The sequence below is a fragment of the Acinetobacter sp. genome, from assembly GCF_041919735.1.
Taxonomy (GTDB): domain Bacteria; phylum Pseudomonadota; class Gammaproteobacteria; order Pseudomonadales; family Moraxellaceae; genus Acinetobacter.
Genome location: NZ_JAYRTF010000013.1, coordinates 65,344 through 89,873 on the forward strand (window position 1 = coordinate 65,344; position 24,530 = coordinate 89,873).

Genomic DNA, 24,530 nt, shown 5'->3' on the forward strand with positions numbered 1-24,530 from the left:
ATATGGCAAATGTTCATGTGGTGGAGGCGAAAAATTTAAGGCAGGTTTTTGCTTCAGCTGCAAAAAAAGGCCCAGAGGTTTGCGCGCTGCAGGATTTGAATATTTCCATTAAAGCCGGGCAGTTAACAGCTTTGGTTGGCCCCGATGGCGCAGGAAAAACCACATTTATGCGCCTCATGGCTGGGCTGTATAAACCCAGTTCGGGTACTTTGGAGGTATTAGGCATTGATGCCGTGAAGCATCCGCAGCAGATTCAAGACAGCATCAGCTATATGCCGCAGCGCTTTGGCCTGTATGAAGATCTGAGTGTTCAAGAAAATTTGAATTTGTATGCCGACCTGCATGGCGTGCCGATGGATGTGCGCAAGGAGCGCTTTGCGCGCCTGCTGGCGATTACGGATTTAAGCCAATTTACCGAACGTCCGGCCGGCAAGCTGTCTGGCGGCATGAAGCAAAAACTGGGTTTAGCCTGCACATTGGTGCGCTCACCTGAACTGCTGCTGCTGGATGAGCCCAGTGTTGGCGTCGATCCTTTGTCCCGGCGGGATTTGTGGCAGATTATTCAGCAGCTGGTGTCTGAAGAAAATCTCAGCGTCATTCTCAGCACCGCCTATATGGATGAAGCCGAACGCTGTGCAGAAGTCTATGTCATGTACGAAGGGCAAGTGTTAAAGCAGGGGAAGCCCAATGAGCTCAGCGAACTGGTGCGTGGGCTGACTTGGCAGGCGGTTCCGCCTAAAGGCATGAAAGCCCGGACCTTACAGTCGCAGCTGCTGGATTTGCCCAAATTCATTACGGATGCCGTGCCCAAGGGTGATGCTGTGCGCTTTATTACCACGCTTGAAAACCCGCAATTGCCATCGGAATATCTGCCTGGAGGAACCCATGCAGAAGCGCGGCCGCCTGAATTGGAAGATGCTTTCATGATGTTTCTGCATCAGGCGCAGATGCAAAAACAGCAGGCTGGTTCCGCTGGAGGTCTCTCTGTTTCTGCTGGAGATACGGATCAAGGTGAGCATAGCCCCAATAATGACCTGCTGCTCATTCATACAGATCAAGCGGCAATGCAGGACAGGCAAAAGCCTGCCATCGCAGTCAAAGATTTAGTGCGGAAATTTGGTGATTTTACAGCAGTTGCCAATACAACATTTGATGTCAAGCGCGGTGAAATTTTTGGCCTGCTGGGGCCAAATGGCGCAGGAAAAACCACTACGTTCCGCATGCTCTGCGGGCTGCTGCCCGCCAGCAACGGTTCTTTAGAAGTGGCCGGCATGAATTTGCGCTATGCCCGGGCAGAGGCCCGCCGCAAAATTGGCTATGTTTCGCAAAAATTTGCGCTGTACAGCAATTTAACCGTTTTAGATAATTTAAAATTTTTTGGCGGCGCTTATGGCCTGACGGGTAAAAAGCTTAGCCAGCAGATTGAGCGCGCCTTGCAGCAGTTCGAACTGAACCCGCATGCCAAAAGCGGAGATCTGCCGAATGGCTTTAAACAGCGGCTGTCGATGGCGGCATCCTTGCTGCATCAGCCGGAAATTGTGTTCTTGGATGAGCCTACCAGCGGGATTGATCCTTTAGCGCGGCGCGCCTTTTGGTACACCATTGGCGAACTGGCAGATCAGGGCATCACTATTATTATCACCACGCATTTTATGGAAGAAGCGGAATATTGCGACCGCATTGCCATTCAAGATGCTGGCAAACTTCTGGCTTTAGGATCGCCGCAAGATGTCCGCGCGCAGGCGGGTGCCTCACAAGCGCATGATATGAACAGCGCATTTATTGCCATTGTGGAACAGGCGCGGAGGAGCTGATATGGATGCTGCAGCCTTTCTTCGGCGCTTGAGGGCGCTAATTGGCAAAGAAAGCAATCAATTGCTGCGGGATAAAAGCAGTTTGGCGATTGGCTTAATCTTGCCGATTATCCTGATTTTACTGTTTGGCTATGGGCTGTCTTTCGATCTCCATAACGGCCGTGTCGGTGTGGTCGTTCAGCAGAGGACGCTGCAAAGCGATCAGCTGATTTCCGGGCTGGAAGGCAGTCCTTATTTATCCGTCACGCCATTCAGCAATTTTCATGATGCCGAAGCCTCAATGAGGCTGGATGAAATTGATGCGATAGTCAACTTGCCATCCGATTTCGCCGCGCAGCGTGAAAATGGCACAGCCGATATTCAGATTATTACCAATGGCCGTTCCACCAGCATTGCCTCTGCGATGCAGGGCTATGTCTCCGGCGCATTTGCCACGGCGCAGCTTATTCAGGCTGACCGCAGCAATGCGCTTTCGGGTGCATCTGCAGGCGTCATTACCGTTGAACAGCGCATGTGGTTTAACGAATCCGGCAACAGCACCTGGTTTCTCGTCCCTGGCTTAATTGTTTTGATACTGACATTGGTTGGCGCATTTTTAACGGGCTTACTGATTGCCCGAGAACGGGAACGCGGCACCTTAGAAACGCTTTTTGTCACGCCAGTGCGCCCTTTAGAAATTGTCCTTGCCAAGCTTATTCCTTATATCGTTATTGGCATTGTGGATATTGCGGTCTGCCTCTTGGCGGCTGCTTGGATCTTTGATGTGCCGATTCGAGGATCACTGCTGTCGATTATCTGCGCTTCATTTTTATATTTACTGGTGTCCCTGCTGCTGGGCCTTACGATTTCCGGCTTTTCGCAAAGCCAGTTTCAGGCCAGTCAAATCGCGCTCTTGGCCAGCTTTATGCCAGCGCTGATGCTTTCAGGCTTTGTGTTTGATACACGGAATTTGCCGCTTGTAGTGCAAATCGTCAGTCAGATTCTGCCCGCGACACATTTTATGACGCTGCTTAAAACCCTATTCTTAGGCGGCGATGACTGGCGCTTATGGTTTAAAGAATGCAGTATTTTAATGATTTATATCGTAGTGCTGATGGCCGCGTCTTGCATCTCACTGAAAAAGCGCTTGAGGTAATTGCATATGACATCATTTTTTGCATGGCTGAATTACCTGATGGTGCTGGTTCGAAAAGAGTTTTTAACGATTTTCAGCGATCCGGCCAACCGCGCCATTTTGTTTGCGCCAGCACTGGTTCAGGCGCTGCTGTTCGGCTATGCCGCCAGCTATGATGTGAATCATGTGGATTATGCCGTGCTGGATCAAAGCCATGGCCAAGCCTCTGCACAGCTTTTGCAGCATCTGGATGGTTCGGGCATTTTTAAACGGACTGCGACTTTAGAAAATAATCAGCAAATTCAGAAGGTCATTGATGACCGGGAAGCTTTGGCGGTGATCACCATTCCCAGTGACTTTGAACAAAAATTGAATCAGGGGCAAAGCGCGCCAATACAAGTGATTTTGGATGGGCGAAATTCGTCTACAGCCAGCATGGCGGGCACGTATATCAATAGTGTTGTTGCTCAAGTCAATCAAATCCGTACAGGCGCTGCATCCAGCGTCAATATTGAAACACGGGTTTGGTACAACCCAAATGCAGAATCACGCTGGAGCCTCATGCCGTCGCTGATCGCCGCGCTCAGCATGATACAGACGCTGCTGTTGTCAGCGCTCTCCGTGGCGCGTGAAAGGGAACAGGGCACCTTTGACCAGCTCTTGGTTACACCGTATACCCCTTTGCATATTATGATTGGCAAGGCGCTGCCGCCTATTTTTGTCGGGCTGATGCAGTCCACGATCATCCTGCTGATCATTCTGTTTTGGTTCCAAATTCCAATGAACGGTTCACTCGGCCTGCTGTATTTTGGCCTGCTGAGCTTTAACATTGCCGTTGTAGGCATTGGGCTGTCTATCTCTTCGGTGTCGCTGAATATGCAGCAAGCGATGCTGTATACCTTTTTCCTGATTATGCCAATGATGCTCTTGTCTGGTTTATTGACGCCTGTGCAGAACATGCCGCCTGCGCTGGAAATCGCCACCTATGCCAATCCTTTAAGATTTGGCTTGGATCTTATTCAGCGGGTATATCTGGAAGGCGCCAGCTTAGATCAAGTGAAATGGAACTTTGTGCCAATGCTGGTCTTAGCTGTATTGACTTTGCCTTTGGCGGCATGGCTGTTTAGAAATCGGCTGTCTTAACGCTTGATGGCTTTACGACCTAAAAAGCTTAAAGCTAATTCCGCTTAAAAGATCCTGTTTTTACAGCTCAGGTTTTTAGAAAAAAACTGAATGATTACAGTACGGCCGTCACTTCTAAGCGGCCTGCCAGCGCCTCACTTTGCAGTTTTGAAATATTGACCAGCGGAAAAATGTATTCTTCATTCATGCTTTATACCGGTATTGTTGGCCGTCCAGCTGCGCATAGCATTTTCGGATCGTCTCAAAGAGCGATAAAAATTCAATATAAGCAATGTGATGGACTGGATTCTGCTGAATCCGAACTAAATGCCATCATGCTTCATTCAGCTGAACTCGGTTCATCCAGCATTATTTTGCTGATTGCTGTGCAAAAAAGTGCGGCCTGTTTCAGCGTGAATCAGCCCAGCAGCTGTTCTGCCAAGAACTGCATGCCCTTTACAGCAGTTTCGTTAATCAGCTGATACTGTTTTGGCACCCGCAGATGATCGGCTTTTGGGTCTATATAATATGCTTTGCAGCTGGCTGGAATGTTATGCACTAAGCCCGCAACGGGATACACAACCAAACTGGTGCCAATGACCACAAAAATGTCTGCCTGCTGCGCCAATGCGCTGGCATCTTCATAGGCCGGAACAGCTTCGCCGAACCATACCACATGCGGGCGCAGCGGATAGCCGTCTGGACATTTATCTGCGGTCAAATTCAATTCTGCACCGTTAATAGGATAAAGCTCTTGAGTATATTGCGCATTTGGCCCAGAGCTTTTGGCCAAGCGGATATTGCCGTGCAGATGCAGAACCTGAGCGCTGCCGGCACGCTCATGCAAATCGTCAATATTTTGCGTGATCACATGCACATCATAGCGGTCTTGCAACTGCGCAATCAGCTGATGCGCCAGATTGGGCTGCGCATTTAAGATATTTTTACGGCGCTGATTATAAAAACGCTGTACCAGTTCCGGATCGCGCGCCCAAGCTTCAGGAGTGGCCACATCTTCAACGCGATGCTGTTCCCAAAGTCCATCACTGTCTCGAAAGGTATTGATGTCGCTTTCTGCACTCATGCCTGCGCCAGAAAAGACCACTAATTTTTGCATGATGGCTCCTGCATTGCTGGATTATAAAAAAATTGTCAAAGACACCGACTAGCAGAAATAACATAGCAGAATCTGCTGAACAAACGGTGCATGAATCAATACATCAATGGTTATATCTTGCTGTTTAAACAATGATAAATAACAGGGGGGATTTGAAACTAGGCTGATGCATTCCAGTAAATGCCAAATAGTGATTTCACCGCATCAATCACGCTGAATTTTATACGCCAATCTTTTTAGCTTGATTCAATTCCTGCATCAGCCAATCGACAAATTTCTGGATCTGCGGGGAGGTGTCCTGACTGGAATGAACTAAATAATATTTGCGGCTGCCTTGCAGTTTTTTACTGGAAGCAATGACCAACTCCTTTTTCTGCAGTTCAGACTCAATCAGCATTTGCGGAATCAGCGCCATGCCCATGCCATGACTGGCCGCAACGGAAAGCATGGAAAACAGTTCATGGCGCTGTCCGTCAAAGGGTTTTGAATGCTGCATATGGTGCGCCTGGAACCATTCTTGCCAAATGCTGGGCCGGGTGGTTTGCTGCAGCAAAGGCAGCTGCAGCAGTTCATCATCTCTGAGGTCGTAACTGTATTCATTGAGCATCGCCGCATCTGGAAAACGCTGCTGAATCAATTTTGGCGAACAAACAGGAACCACTTCCTCATCCATCAAATAATGTGCCTGAATGCCGGGCCAGTGTTCTATCTGCTGCTGTGTTCCTGCAAAAATGGCCGCGTCAAAAATGTTTTCATTAAATAAAAACGGTTTGGTGCTGGTCTCTAAATGCACCGTAATTTCAGGATGCTGCGTATTCAGCTTATGCAGTTTTGGTAGCAGCCAGCGTGTCGCAAAGGTGGGAACAACGCCCAGTTTTAAGGTGCCGCCCAAACCTTTATGCGTCATGATGTCCGAGGTGCTTTTCTCAATGCCTTGCAAAAACGGTTTAATGCTTTTGGCATACTGCTTTCCGGCTTCTGTTAAATCCACGCCATGCCGGGTACGGCTGAAAAGCGTTACGCCCAAAAAATCTTCCAGCTGCTGAATTTGCCGTGAGACCGCACTTTGCGTAATAAAAAGCTCTTGCGAAGCATGTGTATAGCTTGAATGCTTGGCTGCGGATTCAAAGCAGATCAGGCTTTGCAGCGAAGGAATATTGCGGCGCATAGATAAAGTCCTTTTTATCGGCTGGTATCACAAATTGACATATAAGAATAATTTCCATATACCACCATGGTCTAAACATAGAGTATTGCAAGGGTTAGCGCAGTGGCGGAAATGCTTGAATTCAGACATTTGATCTTAAGTTATTCCATACACGCATATCTGCATGCAAATTAATCGTTTGAACGAAAGACTTTTCACACATAGCATCGAATCAAACAAAGAAAGTCTGATTAAGCAGAGGAAGCGATGAATCAAATGGTGAATGTGAAAAAAGCAAAAGTTCAATTTAACTGGCAAGACCCGTTTTTATTGGAACAGCAACTGACTGAAGAAGAACGCATGATCCGCGATAGCGCGCATGCTTACTGCCAAGACCGCTTGCAGCCGCGCGTGCTGGAACAGTTCCGTCATGAAAAGACCGATGCTTCAATTTTCCGTGAAATGGGTGAGTTAGGCCTACTGGGCCCAACTATTCCAGAACAATACGGCGGTGCCGGCCTGAACTATGTCAGCTATGGCTTGGTAGCGCGTGAAATTGAGTACGTCGACTCAGGCTACCGTTCTATGGCCAGCGTGCAAAGCTCTTTGGTGATGGTGCCGATTAATGAATTTGGCTCAGAAGAACAAAAGCAGAAATATCTGCCGAAACTGGCGACAGGTGAATACATCGGCTGTTTTGGCCTGACAGAACCAGACCACGGTTCAGATCCGGGCAGCATGATTAGCCGCGCGAAAAAAGTCGATGGCGGCTACCGTCTTACAGGCGCAAAAATGTGGATTACCAACAGTCCAATTGCAGATGTATTTGTGGTTTGGGCGAAAGAAGTTTCCGCTGAAGGCAATGTCGGCGATATCCGCGGCTTTATCTTGGAAAAAGGCTGGGAAGGGCTTTCAGCGCCAGCCATTCATGGCAAAGTGGGCCTGCGCGCATCGATTACCGGTGAAATTGTCATGGACAATGTTTTCGTGCCTGAAGAAAACGCTTTTCCAGAAGTGCGCGGTTTAAAAGGCCCATTTACCTGTCTTAATAGCGCGCGTTACGGTATTGCGTGGGGCGCAATGGGCGCAGCGGAATTCTGCTGGCACACCGCGCACCAATACACCATGGACCGTAAACAGTTTGGACGTCCACTGGCAGCCAATCAATTGATTCAAAAGAAACTGGCGGATATGCAGACGGAAATTGCGTTAGGCCTGCAAGCCGCGCTGCGTTTTGGCCGCATGAAAGATGAAGGCATTGCTGCAGTAGAGGGCACTTCGCTGATTAAACGCAACAACTGCGGCAAGGCTTTAGATATTGCCCGTGTTGCGCGTGACATGCTGGGCGGCAACGGCATTTCAGATGAATTCGGCGTGGCGCGCCATCTGGTGAATCTGGAAGTCGTGAATACCTATGAAGGCACGCATGATGTGCATGCGCTGATTCTTGGCCGCGCGCAAACAGGCATTGCGGCTTTCGGCAACTAAGCTGATTCAGCATGCGCTAAAGATGCTCAGACCTTGAGCGTCTTTAGCGGCTTATATCTTAAAACAGAACAGATAAGATTCATCACTATAAAGGATTCATCGTGAAATACTCTTGTAAATCTGCATGTTGCTGACCGACTTTAAGTCAAGCGGACAGAAATAAAAACAATTATCAAATCGGTTAAAAGCAGAGACATAGGAATGTCGGTGACTCATTTGGGAAAATGAGGTAAATGGATAATGAGCAATAAAATGCAAAATGGCGCAGGCGCGCTGAAACTGCCCAGCAATGTCGGGACAATGCACCGCATTCATGGCAACACCTGGAAACTGGCGTTTATTTTTGCCTTTGTATCACTGATCATTGACGGCGTGGACATCATGCTGCTGTCATTCAGCTTAACCAGTTTAAAAGCGGAATTTGGCTTAACCACATTTCAGGCAGGCATGCTGGGCAGTTCTTCACTGGCAGGCATGGCTTTAGGCGGCATTTCAGGCGGATGGGCCTGCGACAAATTCGGCCGCGTCAAAACCATTGCATGGTCAGTGGTTTTTTTCTCCATCATGACCTGTATTTTAGGCCTGACTCAAACTTATGAGCAATTTTTAATCTTGCGCTTTGTTGGCGCTTTTGGCTTAGGCTCTCTGTATATGGCCTGCAATACGCTGATGGCTGAATATGTACCCACCAAATACCGCACAACGGTGCTGGGCACGCTGCAAACGGGCCAAACAGTGGGCTATATCGTCGCAACTTTAATGGCTGGTGCGATTATTCCAGATCATGGCTGGCGCATGCTATTTTATGTGACGATTGTTCCTGCCGCTTTTGCTTTGATTTTCATGCGTTTTGTACCGGAACCGGCGTCTTGGCAAGAAGCTAAAATTGAGCAAATCAAGCGCCGTGAATTGAATTTAGAAACTGCTCCGCAAATGGCTGCTGCTGAAAAAGCGCCATCAGAAAGCATCTATAAGCGTATTTTCGGCCACAGCAATCACCGCAAAATGTTCCTGCTATGGATGAGCACAGCGGCATTCCTGCAGTTCGGCTATTACGGTGTCAACAACTGGATGCCCACCTATTTAGAAACCGAACTCAGCATGAACTTTAAGGCCATGACAGGCTATATGGTCGGCGCTTATACCGCCATGATTCTAGGCAAAATCTTAGCAGGCTATGCTGCAGATAAATTTGGCCGCCGCGTGACTTTTGTCTTCGGTACCGTTGCAACGGCTGCTTTCCTGCCAATCATCATTTTCTATAACACGCCAGCCAATATTGCGTATTTGCTTGTCACTTTCGGCTTTCTATACGGCATCCCATACGGTGTGAATGCGACCTATATGGCGGAAAGTTTTTCGACTGATGTCCGCGGCACAGCCATTGGCGGCGCATATAACATGGGGCGTCTAGGCGCAGCCATTGCCCCGGCAACAATTGGTTTTATTGCTGCAGGCGGTTCATTCACGATGGCATTTATTGTGATGGGTGCGGCTTACTTTATTGCCGGCGTCATTCCTGGATTCTTTATCCGCGAGCGTCAGTATGACCCTCAGCAAGCCACTATTTCATCAGATTCAAATTCAACAGAATCAGAAACAACAGATAGACATGCAGAAGATGCTGCCAATAGCGCAGACGTAAAATCAGCATCTTCAAAATCAATTACGGTCAGATAAAACACTGGAGATGAAGCCTATTAAAGCTTCATCTCCTAATAAGGAGTACATAGATGGGTGCATTGCAGGGTATTCGCGTATTGGATTTAAGCCGAGTATTGGCTGGCCCATGGTGCGGCCAAATTCTCGCAGACTTAGGCGCAGAAGTGATTAAAATTGAACGGCCGCAGGCAGGTGATGATACCCGCATGTGGGGCCCGCCTTGGATGCTGAACCAGCAAGGCCAGCCAACGCGTGAATCGGGTTATTTTCAATGCGCTAACCGCAATAAATATTCAGTCGCCATTGATATTTCCAGTGCAGAAGGCCAAGCGCTGATTTATGACATTGCCAAAACCGCGGATGTGGTGATTGAAAACTACAAAGCCGGGTCATTAGCCAAATATGGCTTGGATTATGCGTCATTGAGCGCGCTCAATCCAAATATTGTGTATTGCTCAATTACCGGTTTTGGTCAGGATGGCCCGCGCGCCGAAGAGCCGGGCTATGACTTTATTATTCAAGGCATGTCTGGCTTGATGAGCATTACCGGTGAACCGGATGATGCAGCTGGCGGCGGCGCGCAAAAAGTCGGTGTAGCCGTGGTGGATATTCAAACCGGATTGTATTCCACAATTGCGATACAGGCAGCCTTGCTGGCGCGCCAGCATACGGGACGCGGGCAATATATTGATATGTCTTTGCTGGATGTGCAGGTTGCGGCATTGGCCAATCAAGGCATGAACTATTTAACGTCGGGCAAAGCGCCTGAACGGATGGGCAATAAGCATCCGAATATTGTGCCGTATCAAACCTTTAAGGCCAAAGATAAGGAATTTATTATTGCTTGCGGCAACGACAAGCAGTTTAAAGATCTATGTATTGCCATCGGCTATGCTGAGCTTCTGGATCATCCCAACTATCTGCGCAATCAAGACCGGGTCAAGCACCGCGAAGAACTGATTCCTTTATTGAGTGAATATTTCCTCAGCAAGGACGCCAAAGATTGGGTGGATGCCATTCATGCCGTCAAAGTGCCTGTCGGCGTGATTAACTCTGTGGAAGACGCCTTGAATGAGCCGCAAATTCAGCACCGCAAGATGGTGGTCAATCTGCCGCATGCGCTGAACAACAGCTTTAAAGTCATTGGCTCACCGATGAAGCTGTCCGATACGCCAGTAGAATACCGCAATGCGCCGCCGCAATTGGGGGAGCATACCGCGCAGATCTTATCGCGCTTTAAAACGGCAGATGAATTGAAAGCCTTAAAAGCGCAAGGCATTATTGATGGGGAGGTCGCCTAGGTACAGTCCTAAAGCTTTCTTTTTATATGGCAGCAGCTTATGCAATATGGCTAATAAAAATGCAATCCAATGATTGAATGGCAGCCCAAAACTCGAAAACTCACTTAAAGGGCCAATTCACTAGAACTGGCCTTTTATTGATAGAATAATTCAAAGAATTCCATATAACGTGCATGATTTTGATTTTAGGCATATTTAATAATTAAGAATCTGACCATAACCAGAAATGAGCTTATTAAATTATTGAAGCAGAAGGGAATCCATCATAGCCGTTACTCTTTTGATGAAATCAAAAATTCTGAATGTATCAGTGTCTTAAAAAAGCAGAATGGTGCGTTTATTACACCAAAAGAGATAAGCCTGAACGTTTATTTTACTCTAGAGAAAAAAGTGAGGCTGATCAATTTGCAGCTGATGAGTTTGAAAGATGGGAGGGCATAAAGAACCATTTCACATCATCGCCATGATATGCAATTCAGGAGATAAGCTCCCATCAAAATAGAAATGTCTGACTCATCCAAAAGCGCCTCAAATAGAAGCATTAAGCCAGTACACATTGCTATTGATGATTGCTGGATGCTTTTTGCAGTGAAAGAGCTCAATTCAGATCAGCCATGTGCTGATCTGAATTGAATATCCGTGTTTAAGCGCTGATGAAATCTTTCACTACCTGATTAAACGCTTTGGGCTGCTCAATATTGGAGATATGCGAGGCATTAAGCTCAAACAATGAACTGCTTCGCACGTTGTTGATAATATACTGCGCATCCGTCATGGTCGTTACGGGATCTTTTTGCCCCGCAATGACCAGCAGAGGAATACGGATTTTGGCCAATTGTTCGCGCATGTCCGCTTGAGCCAAAGCTTCACAGCAGCTTGCATAGCCTTCTGGGCTGCCAGCGCCAAGGTCGTTGCTTAAAGATTCTACAATTGCTGTATTGCTTCGGATAAACGGTTCGGTAAACCAGCGTGCGGCTGCAGTATCCGCAATGGGTTTTAGGCCTTGCTCACGCACAAGCTGCGCACGGTCATTCCATGCCTGTTCTTCACCAATTTTCGCGGCTGTATTGCACACAATCACATGGTTAAAGCGTTCAGGATAATAAATCGCCAGCCATTGGCCAGTCAGCCCACCCATTGAAATGCCGCAAAAACTGGCTTCGGCAATATTCAGATAATCCAGTAAATTGACGACATCTGTCCCCAGCTGTTCTATTTGATAAGGACCCTTGGGCGCGGTAGATTCGCCATGCCCGCGGGTGTCATAGCAAATAACATAGAAATCTTTTTTGAGAAAATTGATTTGCGGCTGCCACATGCTGAACTTGGTGCCTAAAGAATTTGAAAAAATCAGCGCAGGTTTATGGCTGTTACCAAAAGTTTGGTAATTGATCTCAGCATCATTTGATCTAAATGTCGGCATTTTAAAATCTCTCCCAGACTCCCTTTAAAAAGGGAGCGGACTATTCATTTATTTTTAGACTCATTCATGACTTTGAATCAGTAGACGGTACAGTAGGCGCCTGTACTTTGGCTGCAGTTTGCTTTGGCTTGCTCAATATAAGATGAGCGATAACCCCAATACAAATACCCCAAAATACTGAACTTAGACCTAGAAAATGCATTCCAGATACGGTGGCCAAAAATGTAATTAATGCTGAATCACGTTGCGATTCATCGTGCATAGCCGCACTAATATTGGTTGTAATCGCACCCAGCAAAGCAAGGCCTGCAAGTGCGGCCACCAACTCTTTAGGTAAAATACTAAACAGCATGACGATACTGCCTGCAAATAAACCACCTAAAATATAGAACAGACCGTTGGCAATACCGGCGATATAACGCTTTTCTTTCAGTTCATGCGCATCTTTACCCGTACATAAAGCGGCCGTAATTGCAGCCAAGACAATGGTAATACCGCCTGTAACAGCTACAGCTAAAGACACAATACTTGCGGCACTTAAAATCGGTTTTGCAGGGGTGTCATAACCGCTTAATCTGATAATTGCCATGCCAGGCAAGAATTGACCGGTTAAACTTACAATTGTTAATGGAATTGCAAAGTTTAAAGTCGATGACCAAGTCCATTCAGGAGTAATAAATTCAGGAACTGCCAATGAAAAATCCATCGGAATAGGATTGATTTTTCCAAAAAGGAAACTTAAAGAAACACCTGAAATCAGCACCCAAATAATGGCGTAGCGTGGTGAAAAACGCTTGGCCAGTAAAAAGCACAGTAACATGCCAAACACGATGTAGGGCATACTGTCTGTGGCTTTAAATAATCCAACACCAAATTGAAACAAGATACCGGCCATCATGCCGGCAGCCAGTCCTTGCGGGATGGATTTGAGTAATCGATCGAAAGAGCCTGTGATACCAATGATAAAAATAATCACGGCAGAAGTAATATAGGCCGCGACAACTTCATTAAGTGAAATGTTGGGAAATAAAGCGACCAATAAAGCGGTGCCGGGTGCAGACCATGCGGTAATGATCGGGACTTTATATCGAACCGATAAAATAATCCCAGTAATTGCTGCCCCAATGGAGCTGCCCCAAATCCATGATGCCATCATGCTGGATGAAACATCGGCCTGTTGTGCTGCCTGAAAAAAGATAATCATCGGGCCAGCATAGGAAATAAGAACTGCTAAAAACCCTGCAACAGTTGCCGAAATCGACCAGTCTTCTTTTAAAGTTTTAAACAGGGTCGCCATTGTTTTTGCCTCCGTGCTTCAATGATCCTGTATTACAAAATGATCAGGATTAGCCCTGATCACCGCCGCCGACTGGCACGACCGTACCGGTCATATATGAAGATTCATCAGAAGCAAGGAAGAGAATTGCATTCACTTGTTCCTGAATGGTGCCGTAACGGCCTAAGAAAGTACGGTCAATGGTTTGATCAACCACTTCCTGCATCCATTGCTTTTCAGAGTCCGACAATGGATTGGCATTGCGCGGTACTTTACGCGGCGGCGCTTCTGTACCGCCAGTCGCGACAGCATTCACGCGAATGCCATCTTTGGAATGGCAAAATGCTAAAGATCTAGTCAATGCATTGACACCACCTTTAGCCGCAGAGTACGGAATACGGTTAATGCCGCAAGTCGCGATAGAGGATACATTGACAATCGCACCAGCCTGATTTTTTAGCATTTCAGGCAAGACGGCATGGCAGCACCACATGGTTGGAAAAAGTGAGCGGCTGATTTCTTTCTCAATTTCTTCCGGCGCAAATTCAGTGAAAGGCTTCATCCAAATTGCGCCGCCGACATTGTTAATCAGCACATCAATTCGGCCATAGGTTTCAACCGCTTTGGCTGCAACGGCTGCCGCGCCGGCATAGGTCTCCAAGTTGGCTTTCACCACAATGGCATCACCGTCATTTGCTTTAATTTCTGCTAAGGTTTCATCAACATAATCAGAAAAATCGGCTAATACAACTTGAGCGCCTTCGCGTGCAACTTGCAGCGCAACACCGCGGCCGATGCCTTGTGCGGCACCGGTTACGATAACAACTTTATTTAAAAATCTTTGACGATCAGACATTGAAAAATCTCCTAAAATTAGTTTGCAGAGAATTTTTCAAAGTGGAAGCTTGCAGGTTTAACACCTTCAGCATCTAACCAGCTGCGGACCGCTTCAACCATTGGTACAGGGCCGCAGAGGTAAATATCGACATCACCGCCATTCAGCCATTCATTTTCGATATGGCCAGTCACATAGCCTTTACGCTCATGCGCAGATTCAGGGCTTGCAACAACAGTGCGGTATTCAAACCATGGGAATTTGCTTTGCAATTCATCCAGTTTTTCAATCGCAACCAAGTCAAAATCATTGGTTACACCAAATACAAGACGTACCGGCTGTTCAGAACCTTTTTCTTCCAAAACTTGCAGCATCGACATAAATGGCGCGATGCCCGTACCGCCGGCTAGCATCACCACAGGGCGAACTACATTACGCAGGTAGAAGCTGCCAAATGGACCTTTAAAACTCATCACATCACCAGCTTTGGCATTGGCGCTGAGGAATGAGCTCATTTTGCCTTCTGGCACATTACGCACCACAAAACCGGTTAAACGGTTGCCCGGCTTAGAACTGAATGAATATGAACGCGTTTCATCTGTTCCCGGAATGCCGACATTGACATATTGACCGGCCAAGAAGTTAATGTCCGGTTGGCCTTCATCAAGCTGAATGTCGAAAGTAATGGTCGAATCTGACAAATTTTCGACACGTGACAGGGTGCCTTTAAATTCGTGAATTTCTGTTTTGCAAACATCTGAAGAGGCTTGAATTTGGAATACTGCATCTGAAGTTGGTTTGCATTGGCAAGCCAAAATATAGCCTTCAGCCGCTTCTTCAGGGGTTAATGCATCTTCAATATAATTTTCTTCAGGCATGTCAAACGAACCTGATTCACAAAATGCGCGGCATGTACCGCAAGCACCGTCTCGGCAGTCCAGAGGAATATTGATCTTTTGGCGGTATGCCGCATCCGATAAGGTTTCACCTTGTGCAACAGAAATAAAACGTGTTACGCCATCTTCAAATTGAAGTGCAACATTGTGGTTTGACATGGCTGAATATCCTATATAAATCTTTGAAACGATGCCTTTCAGCCAAATATCCTTCTGGCTGAAAGGTGTTACCTTGCTGTAAGAACAGTCTTAGAGGTGATAGATATCAATCACTTGATTGATATAATCATTTTTAAGGACAACGTATTTGCTCAGAATCTTTGGCTCAGCGCCTGAAAAATCAATTTCATAACGCGACATGCCAAAGTAGCTGTAATTGTTTTTGTAGCGGAAGCTTAAAGTGTTCCAGTTAAAACGGACGGTCACTTTATCGCCATCACGCTCAACCACTTCAATATTGCAAATGTTATGGCAGGTACGTGTATCCGGCATGGTTGCAGAAGAACGTTCTGTTTTGATACGGAACACGCGGTCCTCCAAACCTTGACGGTCAGGGTAGTAGATCAATGAAATTTCAGACTGCGGATCTTCAGTCAGTTTGTCATCATCATCCCAAGCCGGCATCCAAAAAGATGCAGTAGGGGCATAGCAATTTAGCCAATCATCCCATTGTTCATCATCTAAAAAACGTGCTTCGCGGTAAAGAAACTGAGAGATATTTTCAAGCGTTACAACGTCTTGCTGTGCGACTGCATTCATGCGCTTTCTCCCATATTTTCAGTTTCTAAATCTGCCAATTCTTTTTCAGATTGAATCGCTTGTTTCATCATTTGCAGCCAGTATTGGTGCTGTGCCAAATATAGGCCTTCATCTTCAGTTTTAATACCGCTTAAAATAGGTTTTAAACCAATTTCATTGGCAGCATCATCTGGGCCTTGAATCCAGTGTTTTGCACCGCGGCTCATGTCGTTCCACTCAAGCTCAATCCCTGCATAGCCAGCTTGGCAAGCACGGAACTCTTCAAGATCGTCTGGTGTTGCCATACCTGAAGCATTAAAGAAGTCTTCGTATTGGCGGATACGGCGTGTGCGCGCTTCAGGTGCTTCACCCACAGGGGCAATACAATAAATCGTCACTTCAGTTTTATTGACAGAAATCGGGCGTAGGACACGAATTTGTGAACCAAACTGATCCATTAAATAGACGTTTGGATACAGGCAAAGGTTACGTGAACGCTCAATCATCCACTTCGACATTGGCGCACCGAATTTTTCGGTATATTCATCCGCTTTGACAAAGTTCGGACGATCTTCTGGGTTGGCCCATTGCGTCCAAAGCAGCATGTGGCCATGTTCAAAACCGTATGAACCACCGCCTTGCTTGCCCCAAGAACCTGCGCTCATCGCACGGATATTGTCACCCGCTTCTTTTTCTTTACGCTGTTGCGTCGTTGCTGCATAGTTCCAGTGAACAGCAGAAACGTGGTAACCATCTGCGCCATTTTCGGCAGTCAGTTTCCAGTTGCCTTCATAGGTATAAGTCGATGAACCGCGAAGGACTTCCAAGCCTTGTTCTGACTGATCCACAATCATGTCGATGATTTTTGTGGTTTCGCCAAGGAATTCTTCAAGTGAAGGTACATTTGGATTTAAGCTGCCAAATAAGAAGCCTTTATAGTTTTCAAAACGTGCCACTTTTTTCAAGTCATGTGAGCCGTCTTGGTTAAAGCAGTCTGAATAACCCGCATCCGCTGGATCTTTCACTTTTAGCAACTTGCCTGAGTTGTTGAATGTCCAACCGTGGAATGGGCACGTATAAGTTGCTTTGTTGCCTTTTTTATGGCGGCAAAGCTGTGCGCCGCGGTGTGAGCAGGCGTTGATCATGGCATTCAGCTCACCTTGGCGGTTACGCGCAATAATGATCGGCTGACGACCTATGTGAGTGGTGTAGAAATCGTTGTTGTTTGGAATTTGGCTTTCGTGTGCCAAGTATACCCAGTTGCCTTCAAAGATGTATTTCATCTCTAAATCGAAAAGGGCTTGATCTGTAAATACAGAGCGATGAAGTTTAAATTCGCCACTTTCGAAATCGTCAACTAAAAGTTCGTCTATACGATCCAAATGGCTGGTGTTAATCACTGGAATACGAGGCATGTCCGTTCTCCGACTTTCCAAATGTTTTAGGGAAGTCCTTGAGATGTCCTTGCATTGACATCTCAATTCCTTTAAATATTGCGTTAAGCGCTTGCGCGGCGGCGGTCAACTTCAGTTGAAGGTGCAGCAGATTGTTCTTTCACCAATTCCACATTAAAGCTGATGTGTTTGAATGGCTCACTCATACCGCGGCGGGCAATTTCAGCTTCGTCTGTAACATCTTCAGCAGTTGCAACCAGACCATCACGAGTCGCGAAAGCAAAGTCATCCCACAGGTATTGGTCGCCTTCAATGTTGAATTGCGTGGTGAGCTTGCGGTAACCCGGTGCTGATACAAAGTAGTGAACATGTGAAGGACGGTTGCCGTGGCGGCCCAATTTATTTAAAACAAATTGAGTTGTTCCTTCAGGCGGGCAGCCATAACCTACAGGCATGGTTGTTTGCGCCACATACTTACCGTCATGATCTGAAATAATTGTACGGCGTAAGTTGAAATCAGATTGTGATTTATCAAAGAACGAATAGTTGCCTAGGCTGTTGGCATGCCAAATTTCAACTTGAGCGCCTTCGATGATGTTGCCTTCGGTATCAGTCACTGTACCTTCAATAAACAATGTCGGGATTTTGCCTTCTTCAGAACCATCATCCATACGTGCAAAGCCAACTGTTTCTGGTGCGCCAGCAACATAAAGCGGGCCTTCAATGGTACGTGGCGTGCCGCCAGTAATCCCTGCTTTTGCGTCAGCTTCGTCAGCGCGTAAATCTAGGTAATGTTCTAAACCTAAACCTGCAGCCAAAAGACCTAATTCATTGGTTTGACCTGCATCGGTAAAATATTCTAGACCTTTCCATAATTCTGATTGAGAGATATCCAAATCTTCAATTGCTTGGAATAAATCACCCAATAAACGTACAATCACTTGCTGTACACGCGCGTCTACAGGGCCAGTTGCAGTATCTACATTCATTTTTTTAACGAGTGCATCAATTTCTTGACGGTTCATACTAATGCTCCTTAAGTATGCAATTTATTTAGGTGGCTTGAATGAAAAAGGCTTTCACCTAGCTGCTATGATCCTTGTGTAAAACATTCAACTTTTAGGATACCTACGCTGCAAACATCCAATCTCATCAGCAGCTGTTTGAGCTGTCGTTAGGACGTACTGAAGAGGGATGACGGTTCAGCGCCATGACTTCAATATTCATCTATGGATAAAGCAATAACCCTTGCAAAAGGGTGTGAAGTTCTAATCTCATACTGCTTTTGACAAGCCGTATTTCAATGGATTGACACCTCACGGACTTTTCGCAATCTTGCGTTGTGTACCTGATGTGATATACCTTAGAAGAATAATATTTGACTGTCGAAGATCAAATTTGCATTTTTTTATATTTAAAAGGTATGGATGAGAATGGAACTCAGGCACCTTCGTTATTACACAGCCGTGGTAGAAGAGCAAAGTTTTACCAAAGCCGCTGAAAAACTTTTTATCGCTCAACCTCCTTTAAGCCGGCAGATCCAGAACCTTGAAGCAGAGTTGGGGATTCAGCTTTTTGAGCGCGGTAGCCGTCCGCTTAAGACCACAGAAGCAGGTCAATTTTTTTATCAGCATGCGGTTAAACTTTTGTCTAATGCTGAAGAGATTAAAACCATGACGCAGCGCATTGGTTTAGTCGAAAAAACCATCACCATGGGCTTTGTCGGTTCATTGCTTTACGGCTTTTTACCTAAAATTATTTATTTATTTCGCCAGCAACATCCGAATTTGAAAATTGAACTGATTGAAATGAGTACCACAGACCAAATTCTGGCATTAAAAGAAGGACGAATTGATGTCGGTTTTGGTCGACTACGTATTTCAGATTCAGCCATACGCCGTGTCTTGCTACGCGAAGAACCTTTATTGCTAGCGGTACATGCAGGGCATCCATTTGCACAACAAAAAGAAGGCATTTATTTAGCAGATATAGTCGATGAAAACTTATTTTTATACCCAAGCATGCCGAAGCCGAATTTCTCGACCCAAGTTCGTCAGCTATTTTCTGAACATGGACTAGATCCCAAAAAGTTAAAAGAAGTACGTGAAATTCAGCTGGCTTTGGGTTTAGTGGCGGCAGGCGAAGGGATCTGTATTGTGCCTGCCAGCGCGCGCAGTATTCAATTTTCACATTTAAACTATATTCCAATATTAGATGATACTGCTGTCAGCCCAATTTTTATGGCTCTTCGATCTATGGATGAAAGTGAATATATCCGCTCACTTTTCGATAGTATCTATCAAGTCTATGATTTGGAAGCAATAAAGTATGATCGAGTGGTGATTTAAAAAGCTTCCCAAATACAAGTTTTTTTAAATGCTGTTATTATCGTATAGATAATTAAAACAATAATAATCATGTAAATAGTCAACCTTATGCGAATTTAAGCAAAAAATCTTAAATTCGCTTTTTATCGCCTATCAATATAAAAAACAACTTAATCAATGAGTATTTTGATTGGATAGATTTAAATTATATTGCGCATAAAATATTGATATAAAACATTATTATGATAAACCTACCAAAAAGGTATAAATTTAGAGCTAATCGGTTTTGGACATGAAAAAGCCTTTGCTTCATTGTTCCACCTGCAAGGAACATCGCAAGCAGGAGGCGAGCATGAGCACACAACCTATAAATATCAATACAGTGATTGATGAAGCAAAATTTACTCCATTTCATTGGGGTGTACTGATTTGGTGTCTTTTAATTATTATTTTTGACGGCTACGATTTAGTGATTTACGGCGTTGCCTTACCGCTGCTGATGCAGGAATGGGCTCTATCTGCAGTTCAGGCGGGCATGCTGGCCAGCACCGCATTATTTGGCATGATGTTTGGCGCAATGTCTTTCGGAACGCTGTCCGACCGATTGGGCCGTAAAAAAACCATCATGATTTGCGTGGGAATCTTCAGCGGATTTACCTTCTTGGGCGCGTTTGCATCAAATCCGATTGAATTCGGCATTTTACGCTTTCTGGCAGGGCTCGGAATTGGCGGCGTGATGCCAAACGTGGTGGCTTTAATGACCGAATATGCGCCGAAACGCATCCGCAGTACATTAGTGGCGCTTATGTTCAGCGGCTATGCTATTGGCGGGATGACTTCAGCTTTGCTGGGCGCATGGCTAGTAACCGATTATGGCTGGAAAATCATGTTTTTCATTGCAGGCATTCCGTTCGTGGCGCTACCATTGATCTGGAAATTCTTGCCGGAATCCCTGATGTTTTTGACCAAGAAAGGTGAAACAGAAAAAGTCCGTGCAATCGTGCAAAGAATTGCACCGGAACAAGCAGTCTCAGCATCAAGCCAATTCAGCCTAAATGAACCGGTTGCCGGAGATGAAGCGCCATTAAAAGCACTCTTCCAGCAAGGTCGTACATTCAGCACCATGATGTTCTGGATTGCATTCTTCATGTGTTTATTGATGGTTTATGCACTAGGCAGCTGGCTGCCGAAACTGATGATTCAAGCGGGCTATTCGCTTGGCGCAAGCATGATTTTCTTATTCGCTTTAAACATTGGCGGCATGATTGGCGCAATCGGCGGCGGTGTGCTCGCAGACCGTTTCCACTTAAAGCCAGTTTTGACAACGATGTTTGCGGTTGGTGCACTTGCATTGATTCTGCTTGGCTTTAATAGCCCGCAAGCAGTGCTGTATACCTTAATTGCAATTGCCGGTGCAGCAACCATTGGTTCGCAAATCTTGCTCTATACTTTCGTCGCACAGTTCTATCCCGCTGCTGTCCGTTCTACAGGCATGGGCTGGGCTTCAGGAATCGGACGCATCGGCGCCATCGTTGGCCCAGTGTTGACTGGTGCATTGCTGACGCTTGAATTGCCGCACCAAATGAACTTTTTGGCGATCGCCATCCCTGGCGCGATAGCAGCCTTTGCCGTTTTCTTGGTGAATTTGAAGGCTTCTGTAGAAGGCTCAAAAGAAAAGCAAGCTGCACAACTCAAAAGCTCTGCAATGAAAAGCGTTGCAAATTAATCAAACATAAATTTCCAAAAACAAAATCTCAAAGCCCTTATGCACTGCATAAGGGGTAGAGAGCCGCTGTATCAAAAAACTGTAAAAAAGGAATGGGCTTTTGCCCAAAGAGGTTAGGATGAACACTCAATTTTTAAACTTTATGCTCAAACCCCTCGCATTGGCATGTGCAATTGCATTACCCATTGTGACACATGCCGCGCCTGCTTCAGAAGCAGAAGTGGAGCAGCTGCGTGCTGAGATCAAAGCGCTGAAATCCATGATGCAGCAATATATGCAGCAGCAAAATTCATTATCCAACAACTTGGCGGAAGTGAAAGCAAAGTCTGAAACAGCTGCAGCGCCTGGGCCTGGGCTTAAAGCTGAAGGATTGAGCCTAAAAACCAAAGGCGGAGCAGAGTTCAGTTTATATGGAAATATCCGTGCAGATGCTTTATATCAGGCGGAAGGCGGCAGTTTACCGCGTTTATATAACCAAATCAGTTCTGTGCCTTTAGAAGGCAATGGTGAAAGTTCAGACCGTTTAAAATCCACTCTGGCGGCTACACGTTTAGGCTTGGATTTTAAAACACCGACACAAGCTGGCGATGTCGGCGGTAAACTTGAAGTGGATTTCTTAGGCGCGAATGATGGCCTGCGCATCCGCCATGCATATTTGACTTATGGCGATTGGCTGATTGGTCAAACTTGGTCTAACTTTGCCGTTCCGGATTATATGCCGGAAACCATTGATGCATTAGGCTATGTAGGCGGCGCTGTAAAGCGGACGCCTCAGGTTCGTTATACCTACAAATTTGCTCCCGCTACAAATTTAGTTTTAGCGGCTGAAGATTCTAAAGATGACAGCTCCAATATGCGTTTGCCGGCTTTGACTGCACGGTTAAATCATAAATTCAGCGATACGTTTGCAATCAGCGCGCGTGCAATGGGCTCGGAAAAAAAAACCGATGCAGACACTGAAACCGCATGGGGCGTGGGACTCGGCGCTAAATTGGATCTAACAGATAAAACCATGGTAAAAGCCGATTACTATCATGTTAAAGGTGACAGCAGTTTTGTCTCTTGGACCAACCCAGGCTTTGTAACGAATGCCAATAAAGACATTATTGCCAGCAATGAATTTGATTCGATTACGCTTGGCATCACCCAGCAATTCAATTCACAATGGCGCGGCACATTGGGCTATGGCTACATGAAAGCCGATGACAATGCCGGCTATATCAATGCCTTTGCAGATAAAACCAAGATCAATGAAAACCTTTGGCAAGCTTGGGCCAATGTGTTCTATAGCCCAACCAAACCGATCAGCTTAGGGCTTGAATATGTCTATGGTGAACGTGAAGCGTTTGGCGCCGCGCCTAATGGCAGCACCAAAGGTGAAGATAACCGCCTGAATGCTGTAGCGATGTATAACTTTTAAGTATAGCTTCTAAAGCAAAGCTGCACGCTTCGTACTTAAAAGTGAACAAAACAGCCTGAGCTTTCAACAGAGCTCAGGCTGTTTTTATGGGTCATGCTGAAGCGAGTGAAGACAGTCCGGAAACTAAGCGATTTGAGCATGTATACTCCGGCAGATTTGATTCATCGCCTGTTCAATCTGCTCATTCCATGCATAAGAGCAGTTTAATCTTAAAAAGTTCTGCCTGCTGTTTTCCGGCATAAACAGCAGGCTTGGCGCAACACCAATCTTAAACTGTCCGTTAATTCTGGCAGGGTAATCCATAGAAAATAACCGCTAGGATAATAATCAACATGGCATGAAGCAGGCAGTTTCTGCTTTAGATGCAGAGATAAAAAATCAACTAAGGCATTTTGAATTAAGGGCCTTGCAGACAATGTGCTCATCAGCTGCAAGTGCTGAATCGCATCCGAAAATGGGCCTGCATATACCCAGCCGATGCGTGTTCCCATACCTAAAGTTTTTGAAAAAGAGGAACATGCAGCACTCTTTGATGCTGATCAAAATAGCTCATCGGCAGCGGCTTATGATGATCATAATTCAGTTCTGCATAGACATCATCTTCAATCAAATAAACTTTGTATTCATGCAGCAGGGCTGCAATACGCTGCTTAATCGAATCGCTGACTGTAAAACCTATAGGATTGTGCGTATTCAGCATCAGCCAGCATACTTTAATCAGGTACTGCTGCAGCGCATGTTCAAATGATGCCAAATCAAAGCCATGCACAGGATGGTCTGGAATCGTGATGACATGCAGGCCCAACCGCTCCGCTGCTTGCCAGGCGTCATAAAAGACACTTTGCTGCAAAAGAATATAATCACCAGATTGGGTTAATGCCTGCAAAGATAAATTCAGCGCTTCCAATGCGCCTGATGTAATGACGATGTCATCTGAAGTCCATGGCATGCCTTGAAGAACATAGCGGCTGGTAATCAGTTTTCTGAGCAATAAGTTGCTGGACGGCATATTGTCACTGTTTAAATAGCTGCTTCTTCGGTTCGCATGCTGCGCCAGCAGCTGCATAATTTTTTGATTATAGAGCAGCTCAGAATCAGGAAATGCTGAACCAAAAGGCAAAAGATCAGGAGATTGAATGAACTTCAGATAATGAAATACAGCGGAGTTAATCTGAACATTCTTTTTTAAACGGACTTCTGGGCTTGATGGCCCCGCTTCAGCCGGCAGAATCTGCCGGGGCGTGACATAAAAACCGGATTTAGGTTTTGCATAAAGCAGGCCTTGAACTTCTAAAGACTGATACGCATTCAATCCCTTCCAAAGAGCTGTATCTATATTTTAAGTGCTTATACTGAAAATAGAAGAATATTTATAACAGTTTTTATTGCAAATGGCGGTTCTGTTATATTTTTTTAGTTCATGCCTGTATATACACAGAGATCTATATCTTTTTCATAATGCACATAGAGCATAAACAGCAAACAGGCGGTTGTGATGAAAGATTCAATGAAAAATGAAGAGCAGGCAAGAAAAGCGCCTCAGTATGCCGATAGCGGGCTGTCTGATAAAGCTTTTAGAAATATGATTATCTGGTTTTCAGTCTACGCCGGACTATTCTGCCTTGGTGTGGTTATTGCCATCAATGCAGATAAAATCAATATGGGCTAAAACACTGCGCCGCGCTTAAGATCAATCGCACTTAAGATCAATATTGCAAACCCATATCACA

Annotated in this window: 19 protein-coding genes and 2 pseudogenes; 10 read left to right on the plus strand and 11 right to left on the minus strand. The window is 45.8% G+C overall.

Annotated features, from left to right (window positions below):
* Nucleotides 1-2 precede the first annotated feature (2 nt).
* Genes ACE3T3_RS09340 through ACE3T3_RS09350 form a run of 3 tightly spaced genes read left to right on the plus strand, consistent with a single transcriptional unit; the run spans nt 3 to nt 4,071 of the window.
* Complete coding sequence (locus tag ACE3T3_RS09340; RefSeq protein WP_374666225.1) at nt 3-1,814, plus strand: ATP-binding cassette domain-containing protein; 1,812 nt, start codon at nt 3-5, stop codon at nt 1,812-1,814.
* Between the two features lies 1 nt (nt 1,815).
* Nucleotides 1,816-2,949: an ABC transporter permease gene (locus tag ACE3T3_RS09345; protein ID WP_374666227.1), complete on the plus strand. Its 1,134-nt coding sequence runs from the start codon at nt 1,816-1,818 to the stop codon at nt 2,947-2,949.
* Between the two features lie 6 nt (nt 2,950-2,955).
* A complete protein-coding gene (locus tag ACE3T3_RS09350; RefSeq protein WP_374666229.1) occupies nt 2,956-4,071 on the plus strand; it encodes an ABC transporter permease in 1,116 nt (371 codons plus the stop codon).
* A gap of 397 nt (nt 4,072-4,468) precedes the next feature.
* Here ACE3T3_RS09350 and ACE3T3_RS09355 read toward each other — a convergent pair whose 3' ends face one another.
* Both ACE3T3_RS09355 and ACE3T3_RS09360 read right to left on the minus strand, forming a co-directional pair.
* Nucleotides 4,469-5,167, minus strand: a complete 699-nt coding sequence (locus ACE3T3_RS09355) for an NAD-dependent deacetylase (protein ID WP_374666231.1) — start codon at nt 5,165-5,167, stop codon at nt 4,469-4,471.
* A gap of 220 nt (nt 5,168-5,387) precedes the next feature.
* Nucleotides 5,388-6,335, minus strand: coding sequence for a LysR substrate-binding domain-containing protein (locus tag ACE3T3_RS09360; protein ID WP_374666233.1), 948 nt, complete (start codon nt 6,333-6,335; stop codon nt 5,388-5,390).
* 246 nt (nt 6,336-6,581) lie between these two features.
* Here ACE3T3_RS09360 and ACE3T3_RS09365 point away from each other — a divergent pair, with 246 nt between their 5' ends.
* The 3 genes from ACE3T3_RS09365 to ACE3T3_RS09375 all read left to right on the plus strand — a co-directional run bounded on the left by ACE3T3_RS09365 (nt 6,582) and on the right by ACE3T3_RS09375 (nt 10,765).
* Nucleotides 6,582-7,802, plus strand: a complete 1,221-nt coding sequence (locus ACE3T3_RS09365) for an acyl-CoA dehydrogenase (protein ID WP_374666235.1) — start codon at nt 6,582-6,584, stop codon at nt 7,800-7,802.
* Between the two features lie 240 nt (nt 7,803-8,042).
* The gene (locus ACE3T3_RS09370; RefSeq protein ID WP_374666236.1) at nt 8,043-9,482 is read left to right on the plus strand and encodes an MFS transporter; all 1,440 of its coding nucleotides are present in this window, start codon (nt 8,043-8,045) and stop codon (nt 9,480-9,482) included.
* A gap of 53 nt (nt 9,483-9,535) precedes the next feature.
* Nucleotides 9,536-10,765, plus strand: coding sequence for a CaiB/BaiF CoA transferase family protein (locus ACE3T3_RS09375; protein WP_374666238.1), 1,230 nt, complete (start codon nt 9,536-9,538; stop codon nt 10,763-10,765).
* 643 nt (nt 10,766-11,408) lie between these two features.
* Here the strand turns inward: ACE3T3_RS09375 and pcaD are convergent.
* The 8 genes and pseudogenes from pcaD to ACE3T3_RS09415 form a co-directional block, all read right to left on the minus strand.
* Nucleotides 11,409-12,188, minus strand: a complete 780-nt coding sequence (pcaD, locus tag ACE3T3_RS09380) for a 3-oxoadipate enol-lactonase (RefSeq protein ID WP_374666240.1) — start codon at nt 12,186-12,188, stop codon at nt 11,409-11,411.
* A gap of 64 nt (nt 12,189-12,252) precedes the next feature.
* Nucleotides 12,253-13,485, minus strand: coding sequence for a benzoate/H(+) symporter BenE (benE, locus tag ACE3T3_RS09385; protein WP_374666242.1), 1,233 nt, complete (start codon nt 13,483-13,485; stop codon nt 12,253-12,255).
* 49 nt (nt 13,486-13,534) lie between these two features.
* Nucleotides 13,535-14,320, minus strand: coding sequence for a benzoate diol dehydrogenase BenD (gene benD, locus ACE3T3_RS09390; protein ID WP_374666244.1), 786 nt, complete (start codon nt 14,318-14,320; stop codon nt 13,535-13,537).
* A gap of 17 nt (nt 14,321-14,337) precedes the next feature.
* Nucleotides 14,338-15,354 carry a benzoate 1,2-dioxygenase electron transfer component BenC gene (benC, locus tag ACE3T3_RS09395; protein ID WP_374666246.1) on the minus strand — a complete coding sequence of 339 codons (1,017 nt, stop codon included), beginning with the start codon at nt 15,352-15,354 and terminating at the stop codon, nt 14,338-14,340.
* Nucleotides 15,355-15,444: 90 nt separating this feature from the next.
* The gene (gene benB / locus ACE3T3_RS09400; RefSeq protein WP_374666248.1) at nt 15,445-15,954 is read right to left on the minus strand and encodes a benzoate 1,2-dioxygenase small subunit; all 510 of its coding nucleotides are present in this window, start codon (nt 15,952-15,954) and stop codon (nt 15,445-15,447) included.
* Nucleotides 15,951-17,348 (minus strand): benzoate 1,2-dioxygenase large subunit, encoded by a 1,398-nt coding sequence (benA, locus tag ACE3T3_RS09405; RefSeq protein WP_374666250.1) that lies wholly within the window; start codon nt 17,346-17,348, stop codon nt 15,951-15,953. Before benA ends, benB begins: the two co-directional genes overlap by 4 nt.
* Before the next feature lie 83 nt (nt 17,349-17,431).
* Entirely contained in the window at nt 17,432-18,352 is a 921-nt protein-coding gene (gene catA / locus ACE3T3_RS09410; protein WP_374666252.1) for a catechol 1,2-dioxygenase, read from the minus strand.
* A gap of 127 nt (nt 18,353-18,479) precedes the next feature.
* Nucleotides 18,480-18,596, minus strand: a pseudogene (locus ACE3T3_RS09415) (hypothetical protein); the annotation flags it as partial.
* A 164-nt stretch (nt 18,597-18,760) separates the two neighbouring features.
* Here ACE3T3_RS09415 and ACE3T3_RS09420 point away from each other — a divergent pair.
* From ACE3T3_RS09420 to ACE3T3_RS09430, 3 genes are all read left to right on the plus strand, one after another.
* Complete coding sequence (locus ACE3T3_RS09420) at nt 18,761-19,675, plus strand: LysR substrate-binding domain-containing protein (RefSeq protein WP_374666280.1); 915 nt, start codon at nt 18,761-18,763, stop codon at nt 19,673-19,675.
* 331 nt (nt 19,676-20,006) lie between these two features.
* Nucleotides 20,007-21,380: an MFS transporter gene (locus ACE3T3_RS09425; RefSeq protein ID WP_374666254.1), complete on the plus strand. Its 1,374-nt coding sequence runs from the start codon at nt 20,007-20,009 to the stop codon at nt 21,378-21,380.
* 118 nt (nt 21,381-21,498) lie between these two features.
* Nucleotides 21,499-22,800 (plus strand): DcaP family trimeric outer membrane transporter, encoded by a 1,302-nt coding sequence (locus tag ACE3T3_RS09430; protein ID WP_374666256.1) that lies wholly within the window; start codon nt 21,499-21,501, stop codon nt 22,798-22,800.
* A 123-nt stretch (nt 22,801-22,923) separates the two neighbouring features.
* Here the strand turns inward: ACE3T3_RS09430 and ACE3T3_RS09435 are convergent.
* Nucleotides 22,924-24,112 (minus strand): annotated as a pseudogene (locus ACE3T3_RS09435) (PLP-dependent aminotransferase family protein); the annotation flags it as partial.
* 183 nt (nt 24,113-24,295) lie between these two features.
* Between ACE3T3_RS09435 and ACE3T3_RS09440 the strand changes: the two are divergent.
* Nucleotides 24,296-24,469 carry a hypothetical protein gene (locus tag ACE3T3_RS09440; RefSeq protein ID WP_374666258.1) on the plus strand — a complete coding sequence of 58 codons (174 nt, stop codon included), beginning with the start codon at nt 24,296-24,298 and terminating at the stop codon, nt 24,467-24,469.
* Nucleotides 24,470-24,530: the final 61 nt, after the last annotated feature.